The sequence below is a fragment of the Haladaptatus sp. AB618 genome, assembly GCF_024136965.1.
GTDB lineage: Archaea > Halobacteriota > Halobacteria > Halobacteriales > Haladaptataceae > Haladaptatus.
Genome location: NZ_JAMYJX010000004.1, coordinates 1 through 20299 on the forward strand (window position 1 = coordinate 1; position 20299 = coordinate 20299).

Annotated in this window: 16 protein-coding genes and 1 pseudogene; 13 read left to right on the forward strand and 4 right to left on the reverse strand. The window is 60.6% G+C overall.

Annotated elements, in window-relative coordinates:
• Positions 1 to 520 (reverse strand): annotated as a pseudogene (locus NKF26_RS13395) (fumarylacetoacetate hydrolase); the annotation flags it as partial.
• Between the two features lie 554 nt (positions 521 to 1074).
• Here NKF26_RS13395 and NKF26_RS13400 point away from each other — a divergent pair.
• The 7 genes from NKF26_RS13400 (at position 1075) to NKF26_RS13430 (ending at position 9597) form a co-directional block, all read left to right on the forward strand.
• A complete protein-coding gene (locus NKF26_RS13400; RefSeq protein ID WP_253225590.1) occupies positions 1075 to 2574 on the forward strand; it encodes an alpha-N-arabinofuranosidase in 1500 nt (499 codons plus the stop codon).
• A 162-nt stretch (positions 2575 to 2736) separates the two neighbouring features.
• The gene (locus NKF26_RS13405; protein WP_253225591.1) at positions 2737 to 3876 is read left to right on the forward strand and encodes an ABC transporter ATP-binding protein; all 1140 of its coding nucleotides are present in this window, start codon (positions 2737 to 2739) and stop codon (positions 3874 to 3876) included.
• 180 nt (positions 3877 to 4056) lie between these two features.
• Positions 4057 to 5385: an extracellular solute-binding protein gene (locus NKF26_RS13410; protein ID WP_253225592.1), complete on the forward strand. Its 1329-nt coding sequence runs from the start codon at positions 4057 to 4059 to the stop codon at positions 5383 to 5385.
• Positions 5375 to 6298 (forward strand): carbohydrate ABC transporter permease, encoded by a 924-nt coding sequence (locus tag NKF26_RS13415; RefSeq protein WP_253225593.1) that lies wholly within the window; start codon positions 5375 to 5377, stop codon positions 6296 to 6298. The genes NKF26_RS13410 and NKF26_RS13415 overlap by 11 nt, the downstream gene beginning before the upstream one ends.
• Positions 6295 to 7155 (forward strand): carbohydrate ABC transporter permease, encoded by an 861-nt coding sequence (locus NKF26_RS13420; RefSeq protein WP_253225594.1) that lies wholly within the window; start codon positions 6295 to 6297, stop codon positions 7153 to 7155. The genes NKF26_RS13415 and NKF26_RS13420 overlap by 4 nt, the downstream gene beginning before the upstream one ends.
• Entirely contained in the window at positions 7152 to 7850 is a 699-nt protein-coding gene (locus NKF26_RS13425) for a hypothetical protein (protein WP_253234438.1), read from the forward strand. The genes NKF26_RS13420 and NKF26_RS13425 overlap by 4 nt, the downstream gene beginning before the upstream one ends.
• Positions 7851 to 7875: 25 nt before the next feature.
• Entirely contained in the window at positions 7876 to 9597 is a 1722-nt protein-coding gene (locus tag NKF26_RS13430; RefSeq protein WP_253234439.1) for a glycoside hydrolase family 2 protein, read from the forward strand.
• 29 nt (positions 9598 to 9626) lie between these two features.
• Here the strand turns inward: NKF26_RS13430 and NKF26_RS13435 are convergent, their stop codons facing one another.
• Entirely contained in the window at positions 9627 to 10391 is a 765-nt protein-coding gene (locus tag NKF26_RS13435) for an IclR family transcriptional regulator (protein ID WP_253225597.1), read from the reverse strand.
• 178 nt (positions 10392 to 10569) lie between these two features.
• Between NKF26_RS13435 and dgoD the strand changes: the two genes are divergently transcribed.
• Complete coding sequence (gene dgoD, locus NKF26_RS13440) at positions 10570 to 11748, forward strand: galactonate dehydratase (RefSeq protein WP_253225598.1); 1179 nt, start codon at positions 10570 to 10572, stop codon at positions 11746 to 11748.
• Positions 11749 to 11984: 236 nt separating this feature from the next.
• On the opposite strand, the gene NKF26_RS13445 is transcribed toward dgoD, so the two are convergent.
• A complete protein-coding gene (locus NKF26_RS13445; protein WP_253225599.1) occupies positions 11985 to 12755 on the reverse strand; it encodes an HpcH/HpaI aldolase/citrate lyase family protein in 771 nt (256 codons plus the stop codon).
• Positions 12756 to 13070: 315 nt separating this feature from the next.
• Between NKF26_RS13445 and NKF26_RS13450 the strand changes: the two genes are divergently transcribed.
• From NKF26_RS13450 to gfo6, 5 genes are all read left to right on the forward strand, one after another.
• Positions 13071 to 14411: an extracellular solute-binding protein gene (locus tag NKF26_RS13450; RefSeq protein ID WP_253225600.1), complete on the forward strand. Its 1341-nt coding sequence runs from the start codon at positions 13071 to 13073 to the stop codon at positions 14409 to 14411.
• A gap of 11 nt (positions 14412 to 14422) precedes the next feature.
• Positions 14423 to 15343 (forward strand): carbohydrate ABC transporter permease, encoded by a 921-nt coding sequence (locus NKF26_RS13455; RefSeq protein ID WP_253225601.1) that lies wholly within the window; start codon positions 14423 to 14425, stop codon positions 15341 to 15343.
• A 1-nt stretch (position 15344) separates the two neighbouring features.
• Positions 15345 to 16175 (forward strand): carbohydrate ABC transporter permease, encoded by an 831-nt coding sequence (locus tag NKF26_RS13460; RefSeq protein ID WP_253225602.1) that lies wholly within the window; start codon positions 15345 to 15347, stop codon positions 16173 to 16175.
• A gap of 33 nt (positions 16176 to 16208) precedes the next feature.
• The gene (locus NKF26_RS13465) at positions 16209 to 17306 is read left to right on the forward strand and encodes an ABC transporter ATP-binding protein (protein ID WP_253225603.1); all 1098 of its coding nucleotides are present in this window, start codon (positions 16209 to 16211) and stop codon (positions 17304 to 17306) included.
• A gap of 429 nt (positions 17307 to 17735) precedes the next feature.
• Positions 17736 to 18806: a D-xylose 1-dehydrogenase Gfo6 gene (gene gfo6 / locus NKF26_RS13470; protein ID WP_253225604.1), complete on the forward strand. Its 1071-nt coding sequence runs from the start codon at positions 17736 to 17738 to the stop codon at positions 18804 to 18806.
• A 271-nt stretch (positions 18807 to 19077) separates the two neighbouring features.
• Here the strand turns inward: gfo6 and NKF26_RS13475 are convergent, their stop codons facing one another.
• Positions 19078 to 20298, reverse strand: coding sequence for a Tm-1-like ATP-binding domain-containing protein (locus NKF26_RS13475; RefSeq protein ID WP_253225605.1), 1221 nt, complete (start codon positions 20296 to 20298; stop codon positions 19078 to 19080).
• Between the last annotated feature and the right edge of the window lies 1 nt (position 20299).

Genomic DNA, 20299 nt, shown 5'->3' on the forward strand with positions numbered 1-20299 from the left:
CGATGTCGCGGCTGGAGACGTCGTTGCCGATGGTGTAGCCGACGATTTCCCCGCGGTGGAGCACGACCCCGAGTTCGGGTTCCGGGACGTCCCATCCCGAATCGCCGCGCACCCCGATGGCTTCCGAGGGGCCGACGGTACGTGACGGAGTGGCCTTCATGAATAGCTCCGGGCGGTCGCTGTCGTAGACGTCGATGTACACCTCGGGCTTGCCGCTCTCGGCTTTGCGCGCCTCCTCGCTGATTTGGTACGTGACGCCCGCCGCCCAAACCTCCTCGGCGACGACCGGTTGAAGCGCATCCGCGAGGGCATCGTCCTCGATTCGGTCGGCATCGTCGAGACGATTACGGGCGATGGTGTCGATGGTTTCGCCGCTCGCGTTCGCGGCACGGGCCAGCGCCCGGAACGAACCGAGGTCTGGCGAGGCCGACGTGAGGTCGTAGGCGGTTCCTTCGTCGTCCATCGCGACGAGGATATCTGTCGCTGCACGCTCTCCGCTGGGGAGTCGGTAATAGCGCATACAGAGAGATGAGCGGATGGTGTTGAAATAACTTTCTCCCAAAATATATACAGGTGATGAAAATATGGATTCATCGATCGTGTTCCGACAATATCGGAAGAATACGGTGCGTCTACGTACCTCGGTATTACGAAAATAGTACTGTAATGGTACCGCGTTTTCGGTCACGAACACGGTTCCGAATACGATTTCCATGGTGGACGCCTACGATCCGATAGTATCGGAATTAGCTGTGTGTGAGTACCGAAAACTGATGTTGTTCAGTGATACAACGCGACGGTGACTTGCGGATGTCAACCGTTCGAGTCGTGTTTCGGTGTTCCCGAAGGGTTCGACAGGGGTTCGTTCCGGACCACGCACGCGGCAATCACGTACAACGATATCCGAGAAAATCGTACGCTCCCCGCAGTATCGCTCCCGATCCGCCATCCCGAATCGGTGACCGGAATGGCCGTCTCACGGACTCCTCCGACCATTTTGTTTGGAGAAATGGACATATTTTTGCTCGATAACCGATTCATTTATGACGCACCGAATAAATATCATCGAAGTGTATGACAGACGCTCGCGTCACAGTTCACACAGCGGCGGTTATCGACCGCATCGCTCCCGAGATACACGGCCACTTCTCGGAACACCTCGGACGATGCATCTACGACGGAATCTGGCACGGTGAGGCTGACGAGGAGGACGGCTTCCGCGAGGATGTCGTTTCGCTCCTCTCCGACCTCGACATTCCGGTGCTTCGCTGGCCCGGCGGTTGTTTCGCCGACGACTATCACTGGGAGGACGGCGTCGGTCCGCGGGAGGAACGGCCGCGGCGTCGGAACCTCTTCTGGTCACAGGACACCGACGAACGTCCCGAGGAATCCAACGCGTTCGGCACCGACGAATTCCTCGAACTCTGTGAACACATCGACACCGAACCGTACATGGCCGCCAACGTGGGTTCGGGTAACCCGCAGGAGGCCGCGGATTGGGTCGAGTACTGCAACTACGACGGCGACACTGAACTCGCGGACCGCCGCCGCGGGAACGGGCACGAAGAACCGTACGGCGTGCGATACTGGGGACTCGGAAACGAGAATTGGGGGTGCGGCGGCCAGATGACCCCCGAACAGTACGCCCGCGAGTATCGTCGGTACGCGACCTACGTCGGGAGTATGGACAAACTGATGCTCGACCACAACCTCGAACTCATCGCCTGTGGGTTCGAGAACCACGAGTGGAACCGTCGGTTCATGGACGAAATCGGGAGCAGTAGCTGGGGTGTCGAGTTCCCCCTCGACCACCTCACGCTCCATCACTACTACGGGCGGTCGTTCTCCGTCGCGGAGGCCGACGAGGACCGATACGACCGGTTCCTCGCGGAAGCGCTCGAAATAGAGGGGCACATCGAACGCATCGCCGCGGCCATCGACGCGGTGGCGACCACCCGTGACATCGGCGTCATCATCGACGAGTGGGGAGCGTGGCACCCCGAATCGGTTCCGGAAAGCGGCCTCGAACAGCCCGGTACCGTCCTCGACGCGCTTTCGGCCGCGGCCGTCCTCGACGTGTTCAACGAGAACAGCGACGTGATGACGATGGCGAACATCGCCCAGACGGTCAACGTCCTTCAGTGTCTCATCGAAACGGACGGCGACGCCGCGTGGAAGCGACCGACGTACCGCGTCTTCGACCTCTACGCCCCTCACAAGGGGAACGACGCCGTTCGAACGTCGGTCGATACGCCGACACGGGAACTCGACGGCGGTACTGACCTCCCGTTGATCAACGCGTCCGCATCGACGGACGAGGACGGCACCTACGTCACCGTGACGAACCTCGACTGTCGCGGGTCCCGGACCGTCGAAATCGCCCTCGAAGGGGTCGCTCGAAATCCGGATCATATCGACGCGAAAGTCTTGTTCGCCGATCAACAGCCGAACACGGAAGTCACGGTCGACAACGCGGCGGAATTCGAAGCGACGGACCTCGACGTTTCGGTCGAAGACGGGGTGCTGACCGCGGAATTGGCGGCATCGACGGTCGCTGGAATCTCCGTCCGTTGATCGACCGCCGTCGGTCTCTCGTGTCGCTCGCACCGTGACTGGGGCAGTCCTGACGACCCCTATTGCCCTCTGCGCCTAATTTCCACCGTCATTGTATAAACAACTACTGAGGTTGATAACTTAGGAAAAGTATATACATTATAGACAGTGATATAGCTACTCATGAGCGGGATACATCTCGAAGACGTGGGTAAACGGTACGGAGGCGATATCGTCGCGGTAGACGGATTCGATCTCACCATTCAGGACGGCGAGTTCATCACTATCGTCGGCCCGTCGGGGTCCGGAAAGTCGACCATCCTTCGGATGATAGCCGGATTGGAGTCCATTACGGACGGTACCATCTCCATCGGCGACCATCGGATCAACGACGTACCGCCGCAGGACCGCGACATCGCGATGGTGTTCCAGAACTACGCGCTGTACCCGCATATGACCGTCGAACAGAACATCTCCTACGGGTTGAAACTCAACTCGGACAAGTCCGACGAGGAGATTCAGCGGCGGGTGCAGGAAGCCACCGAGATGATGGGTATCGGGGATCAGTTGGACAAGAAACCGAGCGAACTCTCCGGCGGCCAGCAACAACGGGTTGCGACCGGTCGCGCCATCGTCCGCGACCCGGCGGCGTTCCTGATGGACGAACCGCTGTCGAACCTCGACGCGAAACTCCGGACGCACATGCGCACCGAACTCCAGCGGATTCAGGAGGAGTTGGAGACGACCACGGTGTACGTCACCCACGACCAGGAGGAAGCGATGACGATGAGCGACAGGGTCGTCATCCTGAATCACGGGGAGTTACAACAGGTCGGCACGCCGAGGGACGTGTTCACCCGGCCGAAGAACACGTTCGTCGCCGAATTCATCGGCAGTCCGTCGATGAACTTCTTCGACGTTCGGTTGCAGGATTCGACCCTCGTCGGGCACGATATCGAGTACTCGGTTTCACGGTCGTTCGCCGAACGAATCGTGGACCGAAGTACGAACGACGACCTGATTCTCGGCATCCGACCCGAGCACATGGCGTTCGCCCAAACCGACGACGATAACGGAATCGATGCCGTCCTCGAAGTGCGGGAACCGGTCGGGGACGACAACTATCTCTACCTGCGAAGCGGCGAGACGGAGTTCACGATGCGCGTTCTGGGCGAAGTCGATTACGAGGAGGGCGACAGGCTACGTGTTTCCTTCGACGAGTCGGACCTGCACGTCTTCGATAGGGCGACCGGCGAGAACGTCTTCGTCGGACGGAACGCCGTCCGCACTACCCCCACGGAAACCACGAAACAGGACGCGTAGACCGATTGGAGCACTGGAACAGGACGCATAGATCGATTGGAACACCCGAACAGCAGCGTGTGTGACGCTGGCTATCGTACGGTGGGCTTCGTGGATTCCACGGTCCAAATCCTCTAATGAATCCATATAATATATAATCATACAAAATACTTAAACCATTTCTTAACAATAATTAATACCATGCCATCCACAGAGGGAGCGAACAGTGCGTTAACAAGACGACAACTCCTCGGAGGCGTCGGCTTGGCTGGTACCGTCGGACTGTCCGGGTGTAATTCACGGAGTGTAATCCTGGGGAACTCGGCCGACACGTCAGGGACGACGATCCAGTTTTGGACGCTATTCAGCGGCGGCGACGGAGCGACGATGAAGTCGATCGTGGACCGGTTCAACGACGAGCAACCGATCGGAAACGTCCGGATCGACCGCCAACGAATCCCGTGGGACGACTACTACACGAAGTTGTACACCGCGCTGGTCGCGGACAAGGGACCGGACATCGCCATCATGCATCAAGCGTTGATGGGTCGGTTCCAACGGATGCTCGTCCCCTACAACCCGTATCTGAGCGATTCCACGGCGGACAAGTACGTTCCGACGCTGTGGGAGCGCATGCGTTTCGACGGCGATCAGTTGTCGCTCCCGCTCGATGCGCACCCGATCGGAATCTACTACAATCGGTCGCTCTTCGAGAAGGCCGGTCTCGATCCGGACTCGCCGCCGACGAACTTCGAGGAGTTCGAGCACGCCTGCGATACGATCACGAAGAAAACGGACGCACACGCGTTCGCTCCCACCCCGTACCTGGACCCGATAGGGATGCTTCGGACGTTCATCGCCTTCGACGAACAGCGCGGCGGTCACCTCTTCACCGATGACCTCTCCACGGTGACGTTCGACGACGACGCCGGGATGGGAACCGCCCAGTTGTTCGGCGACATAACCGGGAAGTACGGGTGGGACATCCCGAACGCCTCGGAAAACAGGGCTGACATCGCGTTCCAGGATAACAAGATGGCGATGACGATGAACGGGACGTGGTACGCGGCGGTTTTGGAGTCGCTCGACGGGTTCGATTGGAGCATGTTCAAACCGTTCGTGGCACCCGAGAAGAAACGGAACGTTACCCAATCCGGAAGCCACACGGTTATTCTGCCCCGAAATCCACATCGGGACGAGCGGAAAACGCGGGTCGCGGTGAAGGCGGCCGAGTGGATAACGCAGAAAAATCCCGTGTGGGGAACTCGGGCCGGGCATTTACCGGCCGCAAAGGACGCGTTGCACTCGAAGGCGTTACGGAATTCGCCGTTGTGGCCGAAATCGCTCTCCAAGTTCTTCCAGATGGCGAACAACGACCGATTGGCCTACCTCCCACGGACGCCGTTCAACGTCAACAACTCCTCGACGTGGAGCTTCTTCCCGGACATCTACGCGCACAACGTGTCACCGAAGGCGGGAATGCAACGTGGAGCGAACTCGATTCAACGGTTGATCAACGATGTCGATTAAGGACAGATTCGGAAGCGGCGGGCGGAATCGGTTGAGAGAGAGCCTCGGACGGCGGGAGACGATCGACGGAATCCTGTTTTCCCTCCCGTATCTCGCCTTCTTCTGCTTGTTCCTCCTCTATCCGCTATTACAGGGCCTGTACATGAGCCTCTTCGAATGGGACCCCCTCTTCCCCTCGGAGTCCCAGTTCGTCGGCCTCGGAAACTACGCCGCGATGTTCGGAGACCCGGCGTTCTGGAATGCGCTGTCGAACACCGTCTACTTCGTCGTCCTCACCGTCCCGACGATGGTGGTCCTGAGTCTGGCGTTGGCCCTCGGGGTGAACCGGAAGGTGTTCGGACGGCGGTACCTGCGGACGATCTACTTCAGCCCGTACATCCTCACCGTCTCCATCGTCGGTATCGTCTGGTCGCTGTTCCTGGCGACCGGGTTCGGCCCAGTCAACTACTATCTCGGCTTCGTGATGGACAGTCCCCCCGATTGGCTCGGTTCGCCGAGACTGGCGATGCCGATACTCGCCGTGGTCACCGACTGGTGGCTCCTCGGGTTCAACTTCGTCATCCTGCTGGCCGCACGGCAGAACGTCCCGGAGCGCCTGTACGAGGCGGCGAAACTCGACGGTGCGGGGACGTGGCGGGCGTTTCGCGACATCACCCTTCCACAGATGCGCAACGCCATCGCGTTCGTCATCATCATCCAGTTCATCCAGCAGTTTCAGGTGTTCGGACAACCGTACGTGATGACCAACGGCGGACCGAACGAATCGACGACGACGCTGGTGTTCTACCTCTACAACGCGGCGTTCAGCCAGCAGCGGTTCGGCTACGCCGCGGCGATCGGATATCTCCTGTTCGCCATCCTCGTCGGGGTCTCCTACGTCAACTACCGATACATCGGGAGTGATTCAGCATGAGCAACTCGAACGTCGGCCGGACGAGTCGTATCGGATCCACCATCACGGTGCGTACTATCGCGGTCCACGTCGGATTGTACGGCGTCGCGTTCCTCTTCCTGCTCCCGTACATCTACATGCTGTCGCTGTCCCTCCAACCCGAGAGCATCGCCATCAGTTCGACGCCGCACCTCATCCCGCCGAAGATCACCTTCGCGAACTACACGGCCCTGCTCGACGGGTCGCTGATCGTTCCGTGGGTGATCAACACGTTCATCGTCGCGACCGTGGCGACGGTGCTCGTCCTCATCGTCGATTCGATGATCGCGTTCTCGCTCACGCGGTTGGACTGGCCGGGACAGTCGATACTGTTGAGCATCATCGTCGCCAGTTTCCTCGTCCCGTTCTACGTGAACCTGGTGCCGCTGTTCACCATCGTCGCGGACTTGGGGCTGGTCAGTAGCCTCCTCGGCGTGATCCTTCCCGCGGTGGCGAACCCGCTCGGGGTCTTCCTGCTCTATCAGTTCTTCCGGGACATCCCCGACGAGTACGACGAGGCCGCCCGATTGGACGGCTTCTCCAACTTCCAGATTTACGCCCACATCATCCTCCCGATTTCGAAGCCGATACTGTCCGCGCTGGCAATCTTCGTCTTCGTGTTCAACTGGAACCAGTTCGTCTGGCCGGTGGTGGTGCTTCAAAGCCAGAGTTCGTTCACGCTCCCGCTCGGACTGGTGGTGCTTCGGGACACCTTCACGTTCCAACCGGGACTCACCATGGCTTCCGGCGTCATCGCCGCGCTCCCGCTGTTCATCCTGTTCCTGTTGTTGCAGGACAGGATCATCGAGGCGGTGCAGTTTCAGGGGGCGACCGGATGATCGCTCCCCACACGAGCGTGGAACGATACCGACGCTCGCTCCGGCGGACGGCGGCGTTCGTCTACCACAACAGCACGTGGCTCGTGGTCGTGAGCGTCTGCTGGGTCGTCGCGTCGATACCTGTCGTCACGTCGGGGGTCGCCACGCTCGGTGCATTCTCGGCGATTCGGTCGCTACGGAACGGCGACCGGCCGCGGTGGGGGGTCGTCACGAACTCGCTGCGCCGTCAGGGAGTGAACGTGACGCTGATGAGTTTCGTCCCCGTCCTCCTCGTGGCGGGTACGGCGCTGTACATCGTCCGGTACGTCGAAACCGGGTCGGTTCGGTCCCTCCTCCTCTCGATTGCCGGGGTGTATCTGGTCTTCTTCCTCCTGTTGGTGGTACTGACGACCATCGCTCGCCTGTCCGACGGCGACGGGTTCGTGGAGGCGGTGAGCGGCGGTTACGGATGGGTGATACACGACCCGCTACGCTCCGCGATGAGCGTGGTGACGATGGCCGGTATCGTTCTCGTCGGCATCGCGTCCATCGTCGGGACGGTCATCATCGTCCCCGCGCTCCTGTTCAGCTTCCACCTGCAAGTCGTGGATGGTGATGGCAGTTCGCCGCCGACCGTCGGCGAGAGCGACCACTCAGCCGATACCGACCGTCCGGCCAACGGCGACGTATCACTCGCCGCCGGGAACAACAATTAATACGGTATCACGTGAAACGAACGTGATGGACGATTCCGTACCACGGCCGGAGTATCCGCGCCCCCAGCGGCGACGCGAGCGGTGGCGCAATCTGAACGGCGAATGGGAGTTCGAAATCGACGGCGGAGCGAGCGGCCGCGCCCGAGGACTCCCCGAAGCGGACTCGCTGGCGGAGACGATTACGGTACCGTTCGCGCCGGAAAGCGAACTGTCCGGCGTCGAACACACGGATTTCATGGACGCCGTGTGGTATCGACGGGCAATCGAGGTTCCGGAACGGTTTCTCGACGGACGATTGTTCCTGCGGTTCGGTGCGGTCGATTACGAGACGGAAGTCTGGGTCAACGGGACGTCCGTCGGGACGCATCGCGGCGGTTACACCCCCTTCGCGTTCGACGTCACCGATGCCGTCGAACCGGGAACGAACGTCGTGACGGTCTGTGCGGAGGACGACGTCCGTTCGACGCTCCAACCCGCCGGAAAGCAGAGTCAGGAGTACGCCTCCAGCGGCGTGAAGTACACGCGAGTGACGGGTATCTGGCAAACGGTGTGGCTGGAACCGGTTCCGGAGACGTACGTGGAGAGCCTTCGATTCCAACCCGACCCCGAGAACGACACGTTGCACGCCGACGTCGAGTTGGCGGGGACAGTTCGGGCGGGGACGCTCACCGCCACCGCCACGTTCGACGACCGCGTCGTGGGCGAAACGACCGTGAGGACCGACGGTACCTACGCCGCGATTTCGCTGCCGCTCGACGAGACACACCGCTGGACGCCCGACGATCCGAACCTCTACGATCTGACGGTGAAACTCGTCGTGGACGGTGAGACCACCGACGTCGTGGAGAGTTATTTCGGCCTCCGGTCGGTGACGGTCGGGGACGACCGTGTGTACCTCAACGGCGAACCGGTGTTCCAGCGACTGGTGCTCGACCAGGGCTACTACCCGGACGGAATCTACACCGCCCCGTCCGACGAGGCGCTCCGGAGCGATATCGAACGCGCGCAGGAACTCGGGTTCGACGGTGCTCGTCTCCACGAGAAGGTGTTCGAACCGCGGTTCCTCTACCACGCGGACCGGTTGGGATACCTCGTCTGGGACGAACACGCGAACTGGGGGATGGACCACGGCCGTTCCGAAACGCTGGGACCGTTCCTCCAGGAGTGGCTGGAAGTCGTTCGACGCGATTACAACCACCCTGCGCTCGTCGGATGGACGCCGTTCAACGAAACGCAATCCCACCAGAACGACGACCTCCTGCGGACGGTGTACCGTGTCACGAAGCGGTTGGACCCGACGAGACCGGTCATCGACACCAGCGGGTGGTATCACGTCGAAACCGACCTCGTCGATGCCCACGACTACGAACAGGACCCGGAAACCTTTCGCGAAACTTACGGCGAGATCGACGGCCCGGTCGAACCGACCGGCCACAGCCACACCGAGTGGAGCGACGATTTGAGCTACGTGAGCGAGTATGGCGGCATCTGGTGGAACCCGCAGGCCGAGGACGGGTGGGGATACGGCGACCGCCCCGAGGACGAGTCGGAGTTCTTCGAACGCTACCGAGGCCTGACCGAGACGTTGCTCGAAAACGAGGCGATGTGGGCGTTCTGTTACACGCAACTCTACGATGTCGAACAGGAAACCAACGGACTGTACACCTACGACCGCGAACCCAAGTTCGACGCCAAGCGACTCCGCGAAATCAACGAGCAGGTCGCGGCCTTCGAACGCACCTCGTGACGATTGCGGCGGGTCGCCCCGTTTCGTCCTCACATGTGTCTCATGTTCACCTCGATGATGTTGGCCGTCCCGAGGATTTTCTTCGGAAACGTCTCCTCGTACACGGTTCCCTGCATCCTGTTCTTCGGTGCCGAGATGCTGACCGCTCCGGCGACCCGCCCCGAGTCGGTCATCACCGGCGCTGCGATGCATCGAATCCCGTTGAGTCGTTCCTCGTCGTCCGTCGCGTATCCCCGTTCTCGAATCGCGTCGAGTTCGTCTTCGAGGACGTCCCGACTCCCGATGGAGTGTTCGGTGACTCGTGGAAGCCCGTGCTGGGTGAGGATGTCTTCACGCCGGGAGTCGTCCATGAACGCCAGTATCGCCTTTCCCATCGCGGTCGTGTGGAGGTACACGCGCATCCCTTCGTACGTATCTATTTTGATCGCCTCGCTCCCTTTCTGCTTCATCAGGAAGACGCCCATCCCGTTCTCCTCGACCATCAGATTGGCGTGCTCGCCAGTCTCGACGGCCAAGTTCTGTAACTCCGACTCCGAAACCTGGAAGATGCGCGAATTGATCCGTGCGTATCCACCCAGTTCGAGGAACTTCGTTCCGATCCTGTAGGTGCCGTCGTCGTTCAGTACGTATCCGAGTTCGGTCAGCGTCTGAAGGTGGTCGTGAACGGTACTCGTCGGCATCTCGAAGTGGTCCACTACCTCGCTCAGGGTCGCGCCTTCCAACTCCTTGAGGTACTCGACGATGCCGAACGCGGTCGCGGTCGATTTGATTTTCGTGCTTGATTCGATGCCCATATTTTACGAAGATAGCCATCTTTTAAATAATTTTCCGCTAATATCGGACGAGTTCCGGGGAGGAAGATGATCGGTCATTCCGGAAGTTCGTCCCCGATGGACGATCCGTTTCGCGGACATACTCCATGCGGACGACCGAGGGATAAGTATTATTACGGTCTTCGCAAAAGGAAGAGGTATGTCGGAACTGCGCATTACCGACGTGGCAACGTATGTCGTAGCCAACCCATGGAAACCCTGGGTGTTCGTCCATTTGGACACCAACAAAGGGATTCAGGGGCTCGCAGAGGCGACGACGCATGACAAACCCGAGACGGTCGCTGCCGCCATCGAGGAGATGAGCGACTTCTTCATCGGCGAGGACCCGTTCTCCACCGAACGGCTCTGGCTGGAGATGTACCGCGACGAGTGGTTCTCGAAGAACGTCGTCAACACGACCGTCTGTTCGGCTATCGATATGGCGTGTTGGGACATCAAGGGTAAGGTGCTCGACCGCCCCGTGTACGAACTCCTCGGCGGGAACGTCCACGGCGACAGGATCAGGGCGTACGCCAACGGGTGGTACACCGAGACGACTGACGACACCGATACGTGGCGGGAAGCCGCAGAGCAGGTCGTCGCCGACGGCTACGACGCCATGAAGTTCGACCCGTTCGGAAAGTCGTGGCAACGGATGGACCGCGAGACGTTCAACCACGCCGTCGATGTCGTCGGCGCGGTGCGGGAAGCCGTCGGTCCGGACGTGGACCTCCTCATCGAAGGCCACGGTCGGTTCACGGCCGGACAGGCTGTCGAAGTCGCAAATGCCCTCTCGGAGTTCCATCCCACGTGGTTCGAAGAGCCGTGCCCCCCGGACTCCATCAACAGCCTCGGAAAGGTGGCCGCGAAGTCGCCGATTCCCATCGCGACCGGCGAGCGGCTGATGACGAAGTACGAGTTCCGCGACCTGCTGGCGAACACGGACGTCGATATCGTCCAGCCGGACATCATGAACACCGGCGGCATCACGGAGGCGAAGAAGATCGCCGCGCAGGCCGAGGCGGAGCACGTCAGCTTTGCACCGCACAACCCACAGGGGCCGGTCGCGACGGCGATTTCGGCGCACGTCGACGCCGCGGTTCCGAACTTCATGATTCAGGAGGTCTTCCAGACGTACGACGTCGAGTGGGTCAACGACCTCCTCGTCGACCCCGTCGTCGTCGAGGACGGCCACATCGAGATCCCACAGCGACCCGGACTGGGCGTCGAACTCGACATGGACGTCGTCGAGGAACACTCCTACACGGGCGCGAAGGACGAGGTACACACCATCAACCTCTTCGAAAAGAACTGGGAAACCCGTTCGTTGGTAGACTGATGGGTTACCGACCGGCGAACCGTTCGAAGTAACGTCGAACATCGAACGGTAAACCGTACCGAATCCGATGTCGAACCGTACCGAATCGGCTATCGAATCATACCGATTCAGAAATCGTCCCGTTCCGAATCGGATCGTTCGACTCCGGTGCTACCGTTTTTCGAAAACCGTCACTCCGTCCCACGAATCCGCCCGTGAGCACTCGCCCACTTCTCGGGCGTGACTCCGTGCGTTCGTTATTCCGTTCGAGGAACGTCCACGTCGGCGACGACGTCGCTGAGATGCTCGGTGAAGAGCCCGACTTCGACGCCGAGGGTGAGGTACTGAACCCCGGCGTCCATCCACTTGTTTGCGGTCTCCGCGTCGTCGGCGAACGCGCCCACGACGGTCTCCGTTTCGGCGGCGCGCTCACACACCCGTCGCATGAGGTCCTCGACACGGTCGTCCGTCACCTGTCCCGGAATCCCCAGCGACTGCGAGAGGTCGTATGGCCCGAGGAAGACGACGTCGATCCCGTCGACCTGCAGTATCTCGTCGATGTTCTCGACGCCGCGTTCCCCCTCGACTTGGATGACCAGAAGCGTCTCGTCGTTCTGGTCCTCGGTGTACGATTCGCCGCCGACGTAGTCCCCCGCGCGGACGTACTGGGAGAGACCCCGGCTTCCGAGTGGGCCGAATCGGGCCGCCTCGACGGCCGCTTCGGCCTCTTCGCGCGTCTCCACTTGCGGAACTTGTACGCCTGCGGTGCCGATGTCGAGCGCGCGCTGAATCTCCGATTCCGTGTTTTCGCGGACGCGGACGATCGGTGCGACGTCCTCGTTCTGCGCGGCGGTCGAGAGTTCGAGCGTCGTCTCTGCCGTCAACGGTCCGTGTTCCTGGTCGTAGACGACGAAATCCATTCCTGCGACGCCGATCATCTCCGAGACCATCGTCGAATCGAGCAATTGGAACGTACCGACGACACACTCTCCACTGAGCAGTCTCTGGCGAAACGAATCTGCGGACATATTACTAGTACGCCCCCCGACTGCAATAAATATTGCGTAGGATCGAATAGAATTGACTGTTTTCCGGGGTGTTGAAGGCTATGACGTCGTTTCGATATTCTCGGATGCGCCGAAAGAGCCGTTTTTCGTCCCCCTCGCGTGACGTTTCGTTCATATCGTCGTCTCGATGTCGATAGTCCGGTTTCGACGGGGGTCAGTCCCGAAGTAGTGATCCGATAACGTCGGACGTGACGACGATTATCGTTATAAATACCCTATCCGTAACAAATATTAGTGTATGCTAATATATCTCATTGCATGGTTGGTGGAAAGCCAGTGTCTACAGCAGAGAGCAGACGACTGTATCTGAAAACGGTCGGCACGGCCGGTGCCGTCGGGCTAGCCGGATGCCTCGGAGGCGGGAGCGGTGGCGGAGGTGGTGATACCGACGAGTACAAGGGGGCGAAGATAACGTTCGCCACCAGTTCGCTCTATACGGAGGCGTGGCAGGATATGGCCAAGAAGTTCGAGAAGGATCACGACGTGACCATCAACGTCACGTCGTACGCCCAGAGCGAGATGCTGTCGAAGCTCCAGAATCAGCTTCGGTCCCGTCAGGCGTCGTTCGACGCGTTCATCTCCGACGTTATCTGGACCGGGTCGCTGATGAGTCCCGAGTTCGTCGAACCGCTCGATAAATATCTGAACAACTCGAACCTCGGGATGTCGAATTACGCGTACGACGACCACCTCGACATCTTCGCCCAGTCCTACGGTCAATGGAAGGGGAAGAAATACGGGTTGCCGTGGTACGGCGACATCATGGATCTGACCGTCCGCAAGGACGTCCTCGAAAAACACGCGAAGGAGTACAAACGGAAACACGACGAGGAGATACTTCCGCCGTTCCCGAAGGGATACGAGGACTACGACCACTTCAACCGCGTCGCGAAGTTCATGCACGACAAGGGGTGGCCGATGGGACTCGAAGGAAAGCGCGGGTGGAACCTCGTCTACTACTACCCCAACCGGTTCGCGGCCGAAACGGGCCAACAGCGTATGCTCACCGAGGACGGGAAGCCCCGGCTGGACGAGAAGGGTGCCGTCAAGGGACTCGAACAGATGTTGAAGCAGAAGGATTGGGCGTTGAACCCCCTCTCGACCGGCTACACCCAGAGCCGCGACCAGTTCCTTTCCGGGAAGACGTGGGCCGTCGAACAGTGGGGAACGGCGACGAAGAAGTTCGTCGATAAGTACGGTTGGGAGGACGGCGTCCGCGTCTCCCTTACCCCCGGCGGCTATCCCAACCTCGGTGGATGGGGTATCCTCATCAATTCCTTCTCGGAACAGAAACGCAAGAACGCGGCGTTCGTGTTCGCCCAGTGGGCCACCTCGAAGAAGATGGACAAATACGCCTACAAGCAACACGGCGTGACGCCCACCAGAGCGTCGTCATACACCAAGCAGATAAAGGAGCGATTCCCCCAGTCCCAGTACTACGACCCGGAGGAGAATCCGGGTATCCGGACGCCATCGCTCCGCCCACGTAATCCCAAGTATCAGCGACTCGGCGACGCGATGCAGGTTCAGATCAGCCAGTCGCTCTCGGGCGGGCCGGGAGCCGAGAAGACGATGAAGAACATCAACGACAAGTGGAAGAACATCATGGGTGAGTGAGTATCGTCGCCATGAGCACATCGAACACCCTCTCGAACTGGTGGAACGGCTTCAGCCGTGACCGGGACGACGAACGGCTCATCGCGTGGCTGTTCGTCGCTCCCGCAATCGTTCTGTTGGCGATGGTCGCCATCTACCCGTTCGCCCAGATGATCTACGACAGCCTGTTCGGGTTCACGCAGGCCGGGGAGCGCGCGGCGTTCGTCGGCATCGCCAACTACGGAACGGTGCTTTCGGACCCTCGCTTCCTCAACGCGACGGGGTTCACCGTCATCTTCGTCGTCGTCTCCGTCGCCATCGAATTCCTCCTCGGCCTCGGCGTGTCGCTCCTGCTTTACAGCGCGTACATCGAGCGACGCCAACTGCTCGTGACGCTCAGCATCCCGCCGATGATCATGAGCCCCATCATCACCGGGCTGACGTGGCGGATGCTGTTCAGCCCGAGTTACGGCATGGTGAACCATCTGCTGGGTCTCAACATCGATTGGATCGCTTCCCGGCCGTGGTCGCGCGTGGCGCTCATCGTCGCCGACGTGTGGATGTGGACACCGCTGTTCGTGTTGGTGTTCACCGCCGCGCTCCAGTCCATCCCCGACGTCTACTACGAGGCCGCGGAGGTGGACGGGATGAGCAAGTGGCAGCAGTTCAAGTGGATCACGCTCCCCCAGATGCGGACCGCCATCGTGGTCGTCATGCTGCTCAGGATCGTGCGTGCGTTCAAGGTGTTTCCCAAGGTTCAGGTGCTCACGCAGGGCGGACCGGGGGCGTACACGGAGACCATCGCCATGATGACCTACAACTACGGGTTTCGCTTCTTCCAACTCGGCGTCGCCAGCGCATCTGGCGTGCTCTACTGGCTGTTGATGTTCCTCACGGCGTTCGTGCTGTTCAAATCGGTCGCGGAAGGGCTGATCAGCCCGGAGGAGGACTGAGATGCGACTCGCGACGCTTCACGATTACTCTGACCGGTTCGTCCGCGTCAGCATCTACACGCTCGTCGCGCTCTGGTTGGTCTGGGTGTGGGGTCCCATCCTATGGGACCTCTTCACCGGCCTCGCGGTCAACCCCCGGACCGACCCGCCGCGCTTGATTCCGGCGAAGCTCACGCTCGAACACTACTATAAGATATTCACCAGCGGAAACATGCTCACGTACATCCGGAACAGCGTGATCGTAACCGGCGTCAGCACGTCGGTCTCGGTCGTGGTCGGTGCGTTGGCCGCCTACTCGCTCACTCGGTACGACCCGGGTGACGGGCAGGTCAGTTTCTTCGCGCTCAGCATGCGCTTTTTGCCCCCAATCGCGGTGGCGATTCCGATGTACACCCTGTTCCTCGGCTTCGGTTGGATCAACACCTGGCAGTCGCTCATCGTGGCGTACCTCACCGTCGGCATCCCGATATCGACGTGGATACTGCTCATCTTCTTCCAGAACATCCCCGAGGAGTTGGAGGAGGCGAGTCGCGTCGATGGGTGGTCGCGCATCCAAACGTGGCGGCGGGTCGTCCTGCCGCTGGCCGCACCGGGCATCTCCAGCGCCGCCATCCTCACGGCCATCCTGATGTGGAACGAGTACGTACTGGCGCTGGTGCTCACCACCACGAGCAAGGCACAGACGGTGCCCATCTATTTGGCAGGATTCGTCACCACCCGCGGCATCCTCTGGGGGCGGATGGGGGCCGCGACGGTGGTGGCGATGACGCCGCTGCTCGTGCTGACGTTCATCGCGCAGGACCGACTCGTCGCCGGATTCAGCCTCGAATAGCATCCATCAACCGATTACACATCGACATCAAACATGACACAAACCGAATTAGACGACCTCAGAAAGGAGTACGAAGACGTAGTCGCCGTCAACGATTTCTCGCTCACGCTAGCCGACGGGGAATTCCTCGTGCTGTTGGGCCCGTCCGGGTGCGGCAAGAGTACGACCCTTCGGATGACCGCCGGACTCGAAACCGCCACCAGCGGGGACATCGTCGTCGACGGCGAACGGGTGAACGACCGAGCACCGGCCGAGCGCGACTTCGCCATGGTGTTTCAGGAAGTCGCCCTCTACCCGCACATGACCGTCCGAAAGAACATCTCGTCGCCGCTTCGTGCCGCCGGAGCCGATTCCGGAACCATCGAGGACCGCGTCGAACGCACCGCGAGCATGCTCGACATCGAGGAACTGCTCGACCGGAAACCGAGCGAACTCTCCGGCGGCCAACAACAGCGTGTCGCCATCGGTCGCGCGTTGGTTCGCGAACCGCGGGCCTTCCTGCTCGACGAACCGTTCTCGAAGCTCGACCAGAAGCTCCGTACCGGACTTCAGAAGGAGCTCAAACGCCTCCAGGATCAGACGGGCGTGACGACGATGTTCGTCACCCACGATCAGGAGGAAGCGATGGTGCTGGCCGACCGTATCGCCATCATGAACGAGGGACGACTCCAGCAGGTCGATACGCCCGAGACGGTGTATCGGAAGCCAGCCAACCGCTTCGTCGCGGATTTCATCGGCAACCCGGTGATGAACTTCTTCGACGTGGTGAGCGATGCTGGAACCCTCCGTATCGAAGGCGTATCCTACCCCGAGGCACCGAGCACCGTGCCGGACGGAGCCGATTCGATGGCGGTCCGGCCGGAGGACGCCGACCTCGTTCCCGCCTCCGACGTCGCGTCCGACGATCACCTCATCGTCGAGGTGGACCTCGTCGAGATGCGCGGGTCGGCCACGTACCTCATCTGTGATTTCGACGGCCGCGAGGTGACGTTCACGCAGTCGAACGACGGGATCGCCGAGGAAGGTGACACGCTGGCGCTCGAATTCGACTTCGGCGACGTCAACTTCTTCGACGAACGCGGTGATCTCATCGAACGCACATCGGAGCGGAACGTCCAGTCCACCCGTTGACCGTCGAACGAGGTGAAGGTTCGTCCAAATCGATCTCGCCGATGTTTACGGGCGATACCCACTCTTTTTCGGATCGTCGGATTCGATTCCCGTTCGTCACGACCGATTCGGGTACGACGCGGTATCGGTCCGAGGGACGTTTCCATCCCTCCTTCGATATTGTCGGATATCTCGGTGGATCGTCCGGCTATCGATCTCTATCCAAGGATACCGTACCGTATCCCCCGATTCGGCGCGACGTACATTACAGTCTTATTCATGTAATGATCTTTGATTCGTTCGATTTTGTGACGACGTCTCTCATGGGCGGTGAGTGTACGGGTCCGACGATATCGAAGCCACTCCTCATCCGATCCGTGTACGATACCATATCGCGTTCGTTCACGGGGCAACATGAACTATTATGGGAGCGGCGTGGGAGTAGTCGATATGGAACTACAGGAGCACTTCGATGCCCCCGGATCGAGGGATTGGCAAACGGTGGACGACGGAACCGTCCGATTCGCGCTGGTCGGCCTCGGGTGGTGGACGAACGACTTCGTCATCCCGGCCGTGGCCGACTCCGATCTCTGCACCGTCACCGCCGTCGTCAGCGGAAGCATCGAGAAGGCGGAACGGGTCGCGTCGGACGTCGAGACGGTCGAAGCGTCGATGACCTACGACGAGTTCGTTGATGGCGAGGCGACGGAGTCGTACGACGCCGTCTACATCGCCACGCCCAACTCCTACCACAGGGAGTACGTCGAGGCTGCCGCTCGACACGGCAAGGACGTGCTCTGCGAGAAACCGATGGAGGCGACCGTCGAGGACGCGGAGGCGATGGTCGACGCCTGTGACGATGCGGGCGTGACGCTCATGGTCGCCTACCGGATGCACACCGAACCCGTGGTGAGGCTGGCACGCCGCATCGTCGCGGACGGTTGTATCGGCGACCCGCGATTGGTGCAGGGGATGAACGCGCAACCGCTGTTGGAGATGAACGCCGATCCCGATCAGTGGCGGCTGAACTCGGAGCTTACAGGGTACGGAACCTCCGTGATGGATCTCGGGATTTACCCGCTCAACACCGCCCGGTTCGTTCTCGACGCCGACCCCGTTGCGGTCCAGTCGATGATGAGTTCGGAACACGAGGCGTTCGCCGACGTTCCCGACGAGCGGGTGACGTTCGGCGTCAGGTACGACGACGGGACGCACGCCGCGTTCGGCGCGAGCCAGAACGCCTTCGACACCACCAGCCTCGATATCGTGGGAACTGAGGGTGAACTCACGTTGAAACCGGCGTTCCACATGGAGACCACGCTCACCGTCACCACGGACGATCGGACGTACGAAGCCACGGTGGAATCGGCCGACCAGATGGAAGAGGAGTTCGACTACTTCGCGAATCAGATTCTCGCCGGAGGGGACGTTTACGCCGACGGTCGCCACGGACTGCTGGATATGCGAACCATCGCAGCGATCCACGACGCTGCCGACCGAGACGAAACGATCCAACTGTAAGCACGCCCGTTTTCCGTCCGCAGTTCGTCGATGGTCCGGGAGCACGGTACTCTCTGGGATGTCTCTCCTCGTTTGATCGAAGTAACCATGATTCAAGATAGTATAGAATAATCTATCTATTCAAAAATAGCATGGGGGAGTTAAAAAGGTTTCCCAGAACCATTCTCCGATGGTCGTTCAGTTCGGCCGTTCCACTCCTGCTCGCATACTGTTTCACGGCATCCGGTAGCTCATCGATTCGCCGTACCGAGGGGGTGTATGGGGCGGTCGTTCACTGACCGCCGTCGGCCGTCCGCAGATACTCGTCGAGTTTCGTGGCGGTAGCCGTCGCGAATTCGTCGTCGTTGATCGCGGCGTCGAGTTCGATCAGTTCCACGTCGTCGTCGAGGTTCTCCCGCAGGGCGTCGAACAGCCTCGAATCCGCCTCCGGATCGTAGAAATCCTCCCCTTCGACGTCGATGATCGAGACCCCATCGAGCGGGAGAAACAACGCGGTCGGCCCGGTGGCCGCGTTCAGTTTCCCCGCGATGATCTCGCCGAGTTCGGCGTTTTCCTCGGGCGTCGTCCGCATCAGCGTCACTTGGGGATTGTGGATGTGGAACTTTCGGTCCTCGAAGACGTCCGGCACGGAATCCCGTGGACCGAAGTTGACCATGTCGAGCGCACCCACCGAGACGACCTGCGGGATACCCGTCTCGGCGGCGGCGTCGAGGCGTGTTTCCCCGGCACTGAGCACACCGCCGACGAGTTCGTCGGCCCATTCGGTGGTCGTGATGTCGAGCACACCGTCGATGAGGCCCTGGCGAACCAACTCCTCCATCGCGCGGCCGCCGGTTCCGGTCGCGTGAAAGACGATCGTTTCGTACCCCTCAGACTCCAAATATTCGCGTGCCGTATGCACGCACGGCGTCGTCACCCCGAACATGGTGATCCCGACCGTCGGCCTTTCACTGATCGAGATGTCGGGTTCATTGGCCACCATGCCGACCATCGCGAGCGCCGCGTTCGATATCACGCGTCGGGAGAGCTGATTGAGGCCTTCGATGTCGGCGACGGAGTACAGCATCATCACGTCCTTCGCGCCGACGTACGGCTCCGTGTCGCCCGAGGCCATCGTCGAGACCATCAGTTTCGGGATTCCGACGGGCAGCGCACGCATCGCCGTGGTTGCGATGGAGGTGTTTCCCGATCCGCCGAGTCCGACGACCCCTTCGAGGAGTCCATCGTCGTGGAGCCGAGACGCGATGGCAGCAGCGCCGTCACCCATCGTCTCGATGGCTTCCCCCCGGTCGGCTTCCTCTCGAAGGTGTTCGAGACTTGTCCCTGCCGCCTCGGCGACCTCGTGAGCCGACGTGTCCGGTTCGATATCCGGGTCTTCCATCACCCCGACGTCGATCAGGTGGACGTCGATGTCGTGCGCTTCGATGATCTCCCGTGCGAAATCCAGTTCTTCCCCCTTGGTGTCCAGCGTCCCGATGAGTACGACCGCCATG

Coding starts and splice junctions, on each gene's coding strand:
- dgoD (WP_253225598.1), top strand. CDS start 10,570: ATGTCGGAACTGCGCATTACCGACGTGGCAACGTATGTCGTAGCCAAC.
- NKF26_RS13400 (WP_253225590.1), top strand. CDS start 1,075: ATGACAGACGCTCGCGTCACAGTTCACACAGCGGCGGTTATCGACCGC.
- gfo6 (WP_253225604.1), top strand. CDS start 17,736: ATGGAACTACAGGAGCACTTCGATGCCCCCGGATCGAGGGATTGGCAA.
- NKF26_RS13475 (WP_253225605.1), bottom strand. CDS start 20,298: ATGGCGGTCGTACTCATCGGGACGCTGGACACCAAGGGGGAAGAACTG.
- NKF26_RS13415 (WP_253225593.1), top strand. CDS start 5,375: ATGTCGATTAAGGACAGATTCGGAAGCGGCGGGCGGAATCGGTTGAGA.
- NKF26_RS13420 (WP_253225594.1), top strand. CDS start 6,295: ATGAGCAACTCGAACGTCGGCCGGACGAGTCGTATCGGATCCACCATC.
- NKF26_RS13405 (WP_253225591.1), top strand. CDS start 2,737: ATGAGCGGGATACATCTCGAAGACGTGGGTAAACGGTACGGAGGCGAT.
- NKF26_RS13435 (WP_253225597.1), bottom strand. CDS start 10,391: ATGGGCATCGAATCAAGCACGAAAATCAAATCGACCGCGACCGCGTTC.
- NKF26_RS13430 (WP_253234439.1), top strand. CDS start 7,876: ATGGACGATTCCGTACCACGGCCGGAGTATCCGCGCCCCCAGCGGCGA.
- NKF26_RS13460 (WP_253225602.1), top strand. CDS start 15,345: ATGCGACTCGCGACGCTTCACGATTACTCTGACCGGTTCGTCCGCGTC.
- NKF26_RS13455 (WP_253225601.1), top strand. CDS start 14,423: ATGAGCACATCGAACACCCTCTCGAACTGGTGGAACGGCTTCAGCCGT.
- NKF26_RS13465 (WP_253225603.1), top strand. CDS start 16,209: ATGACACAAACCGAATTAGACGACCTCAGAAAGGAGTACGAAGACGTA.
- NKF26_RS13445 (WP_253225599.1), bottom strand. CDS start 12,755: ATGTCCGCAGATTCGTTTCGCCAGAGACTGCTCAGTGGAGAGTGTGTC.
- NKF26_RS13425 (WP_253234438.1), top strand. CDS start 7,152: ATGATCGCTCCCCACACGAGCGTGGAACGATACCGACGCTCGCTCCGG.
- NKF26_RS13410 (WP_253225592.1), top strand. CDS start 4,057: ATGCCATCCACAGAGGGAGCGAACAGTGCGTTAACAAGACGACAACTC.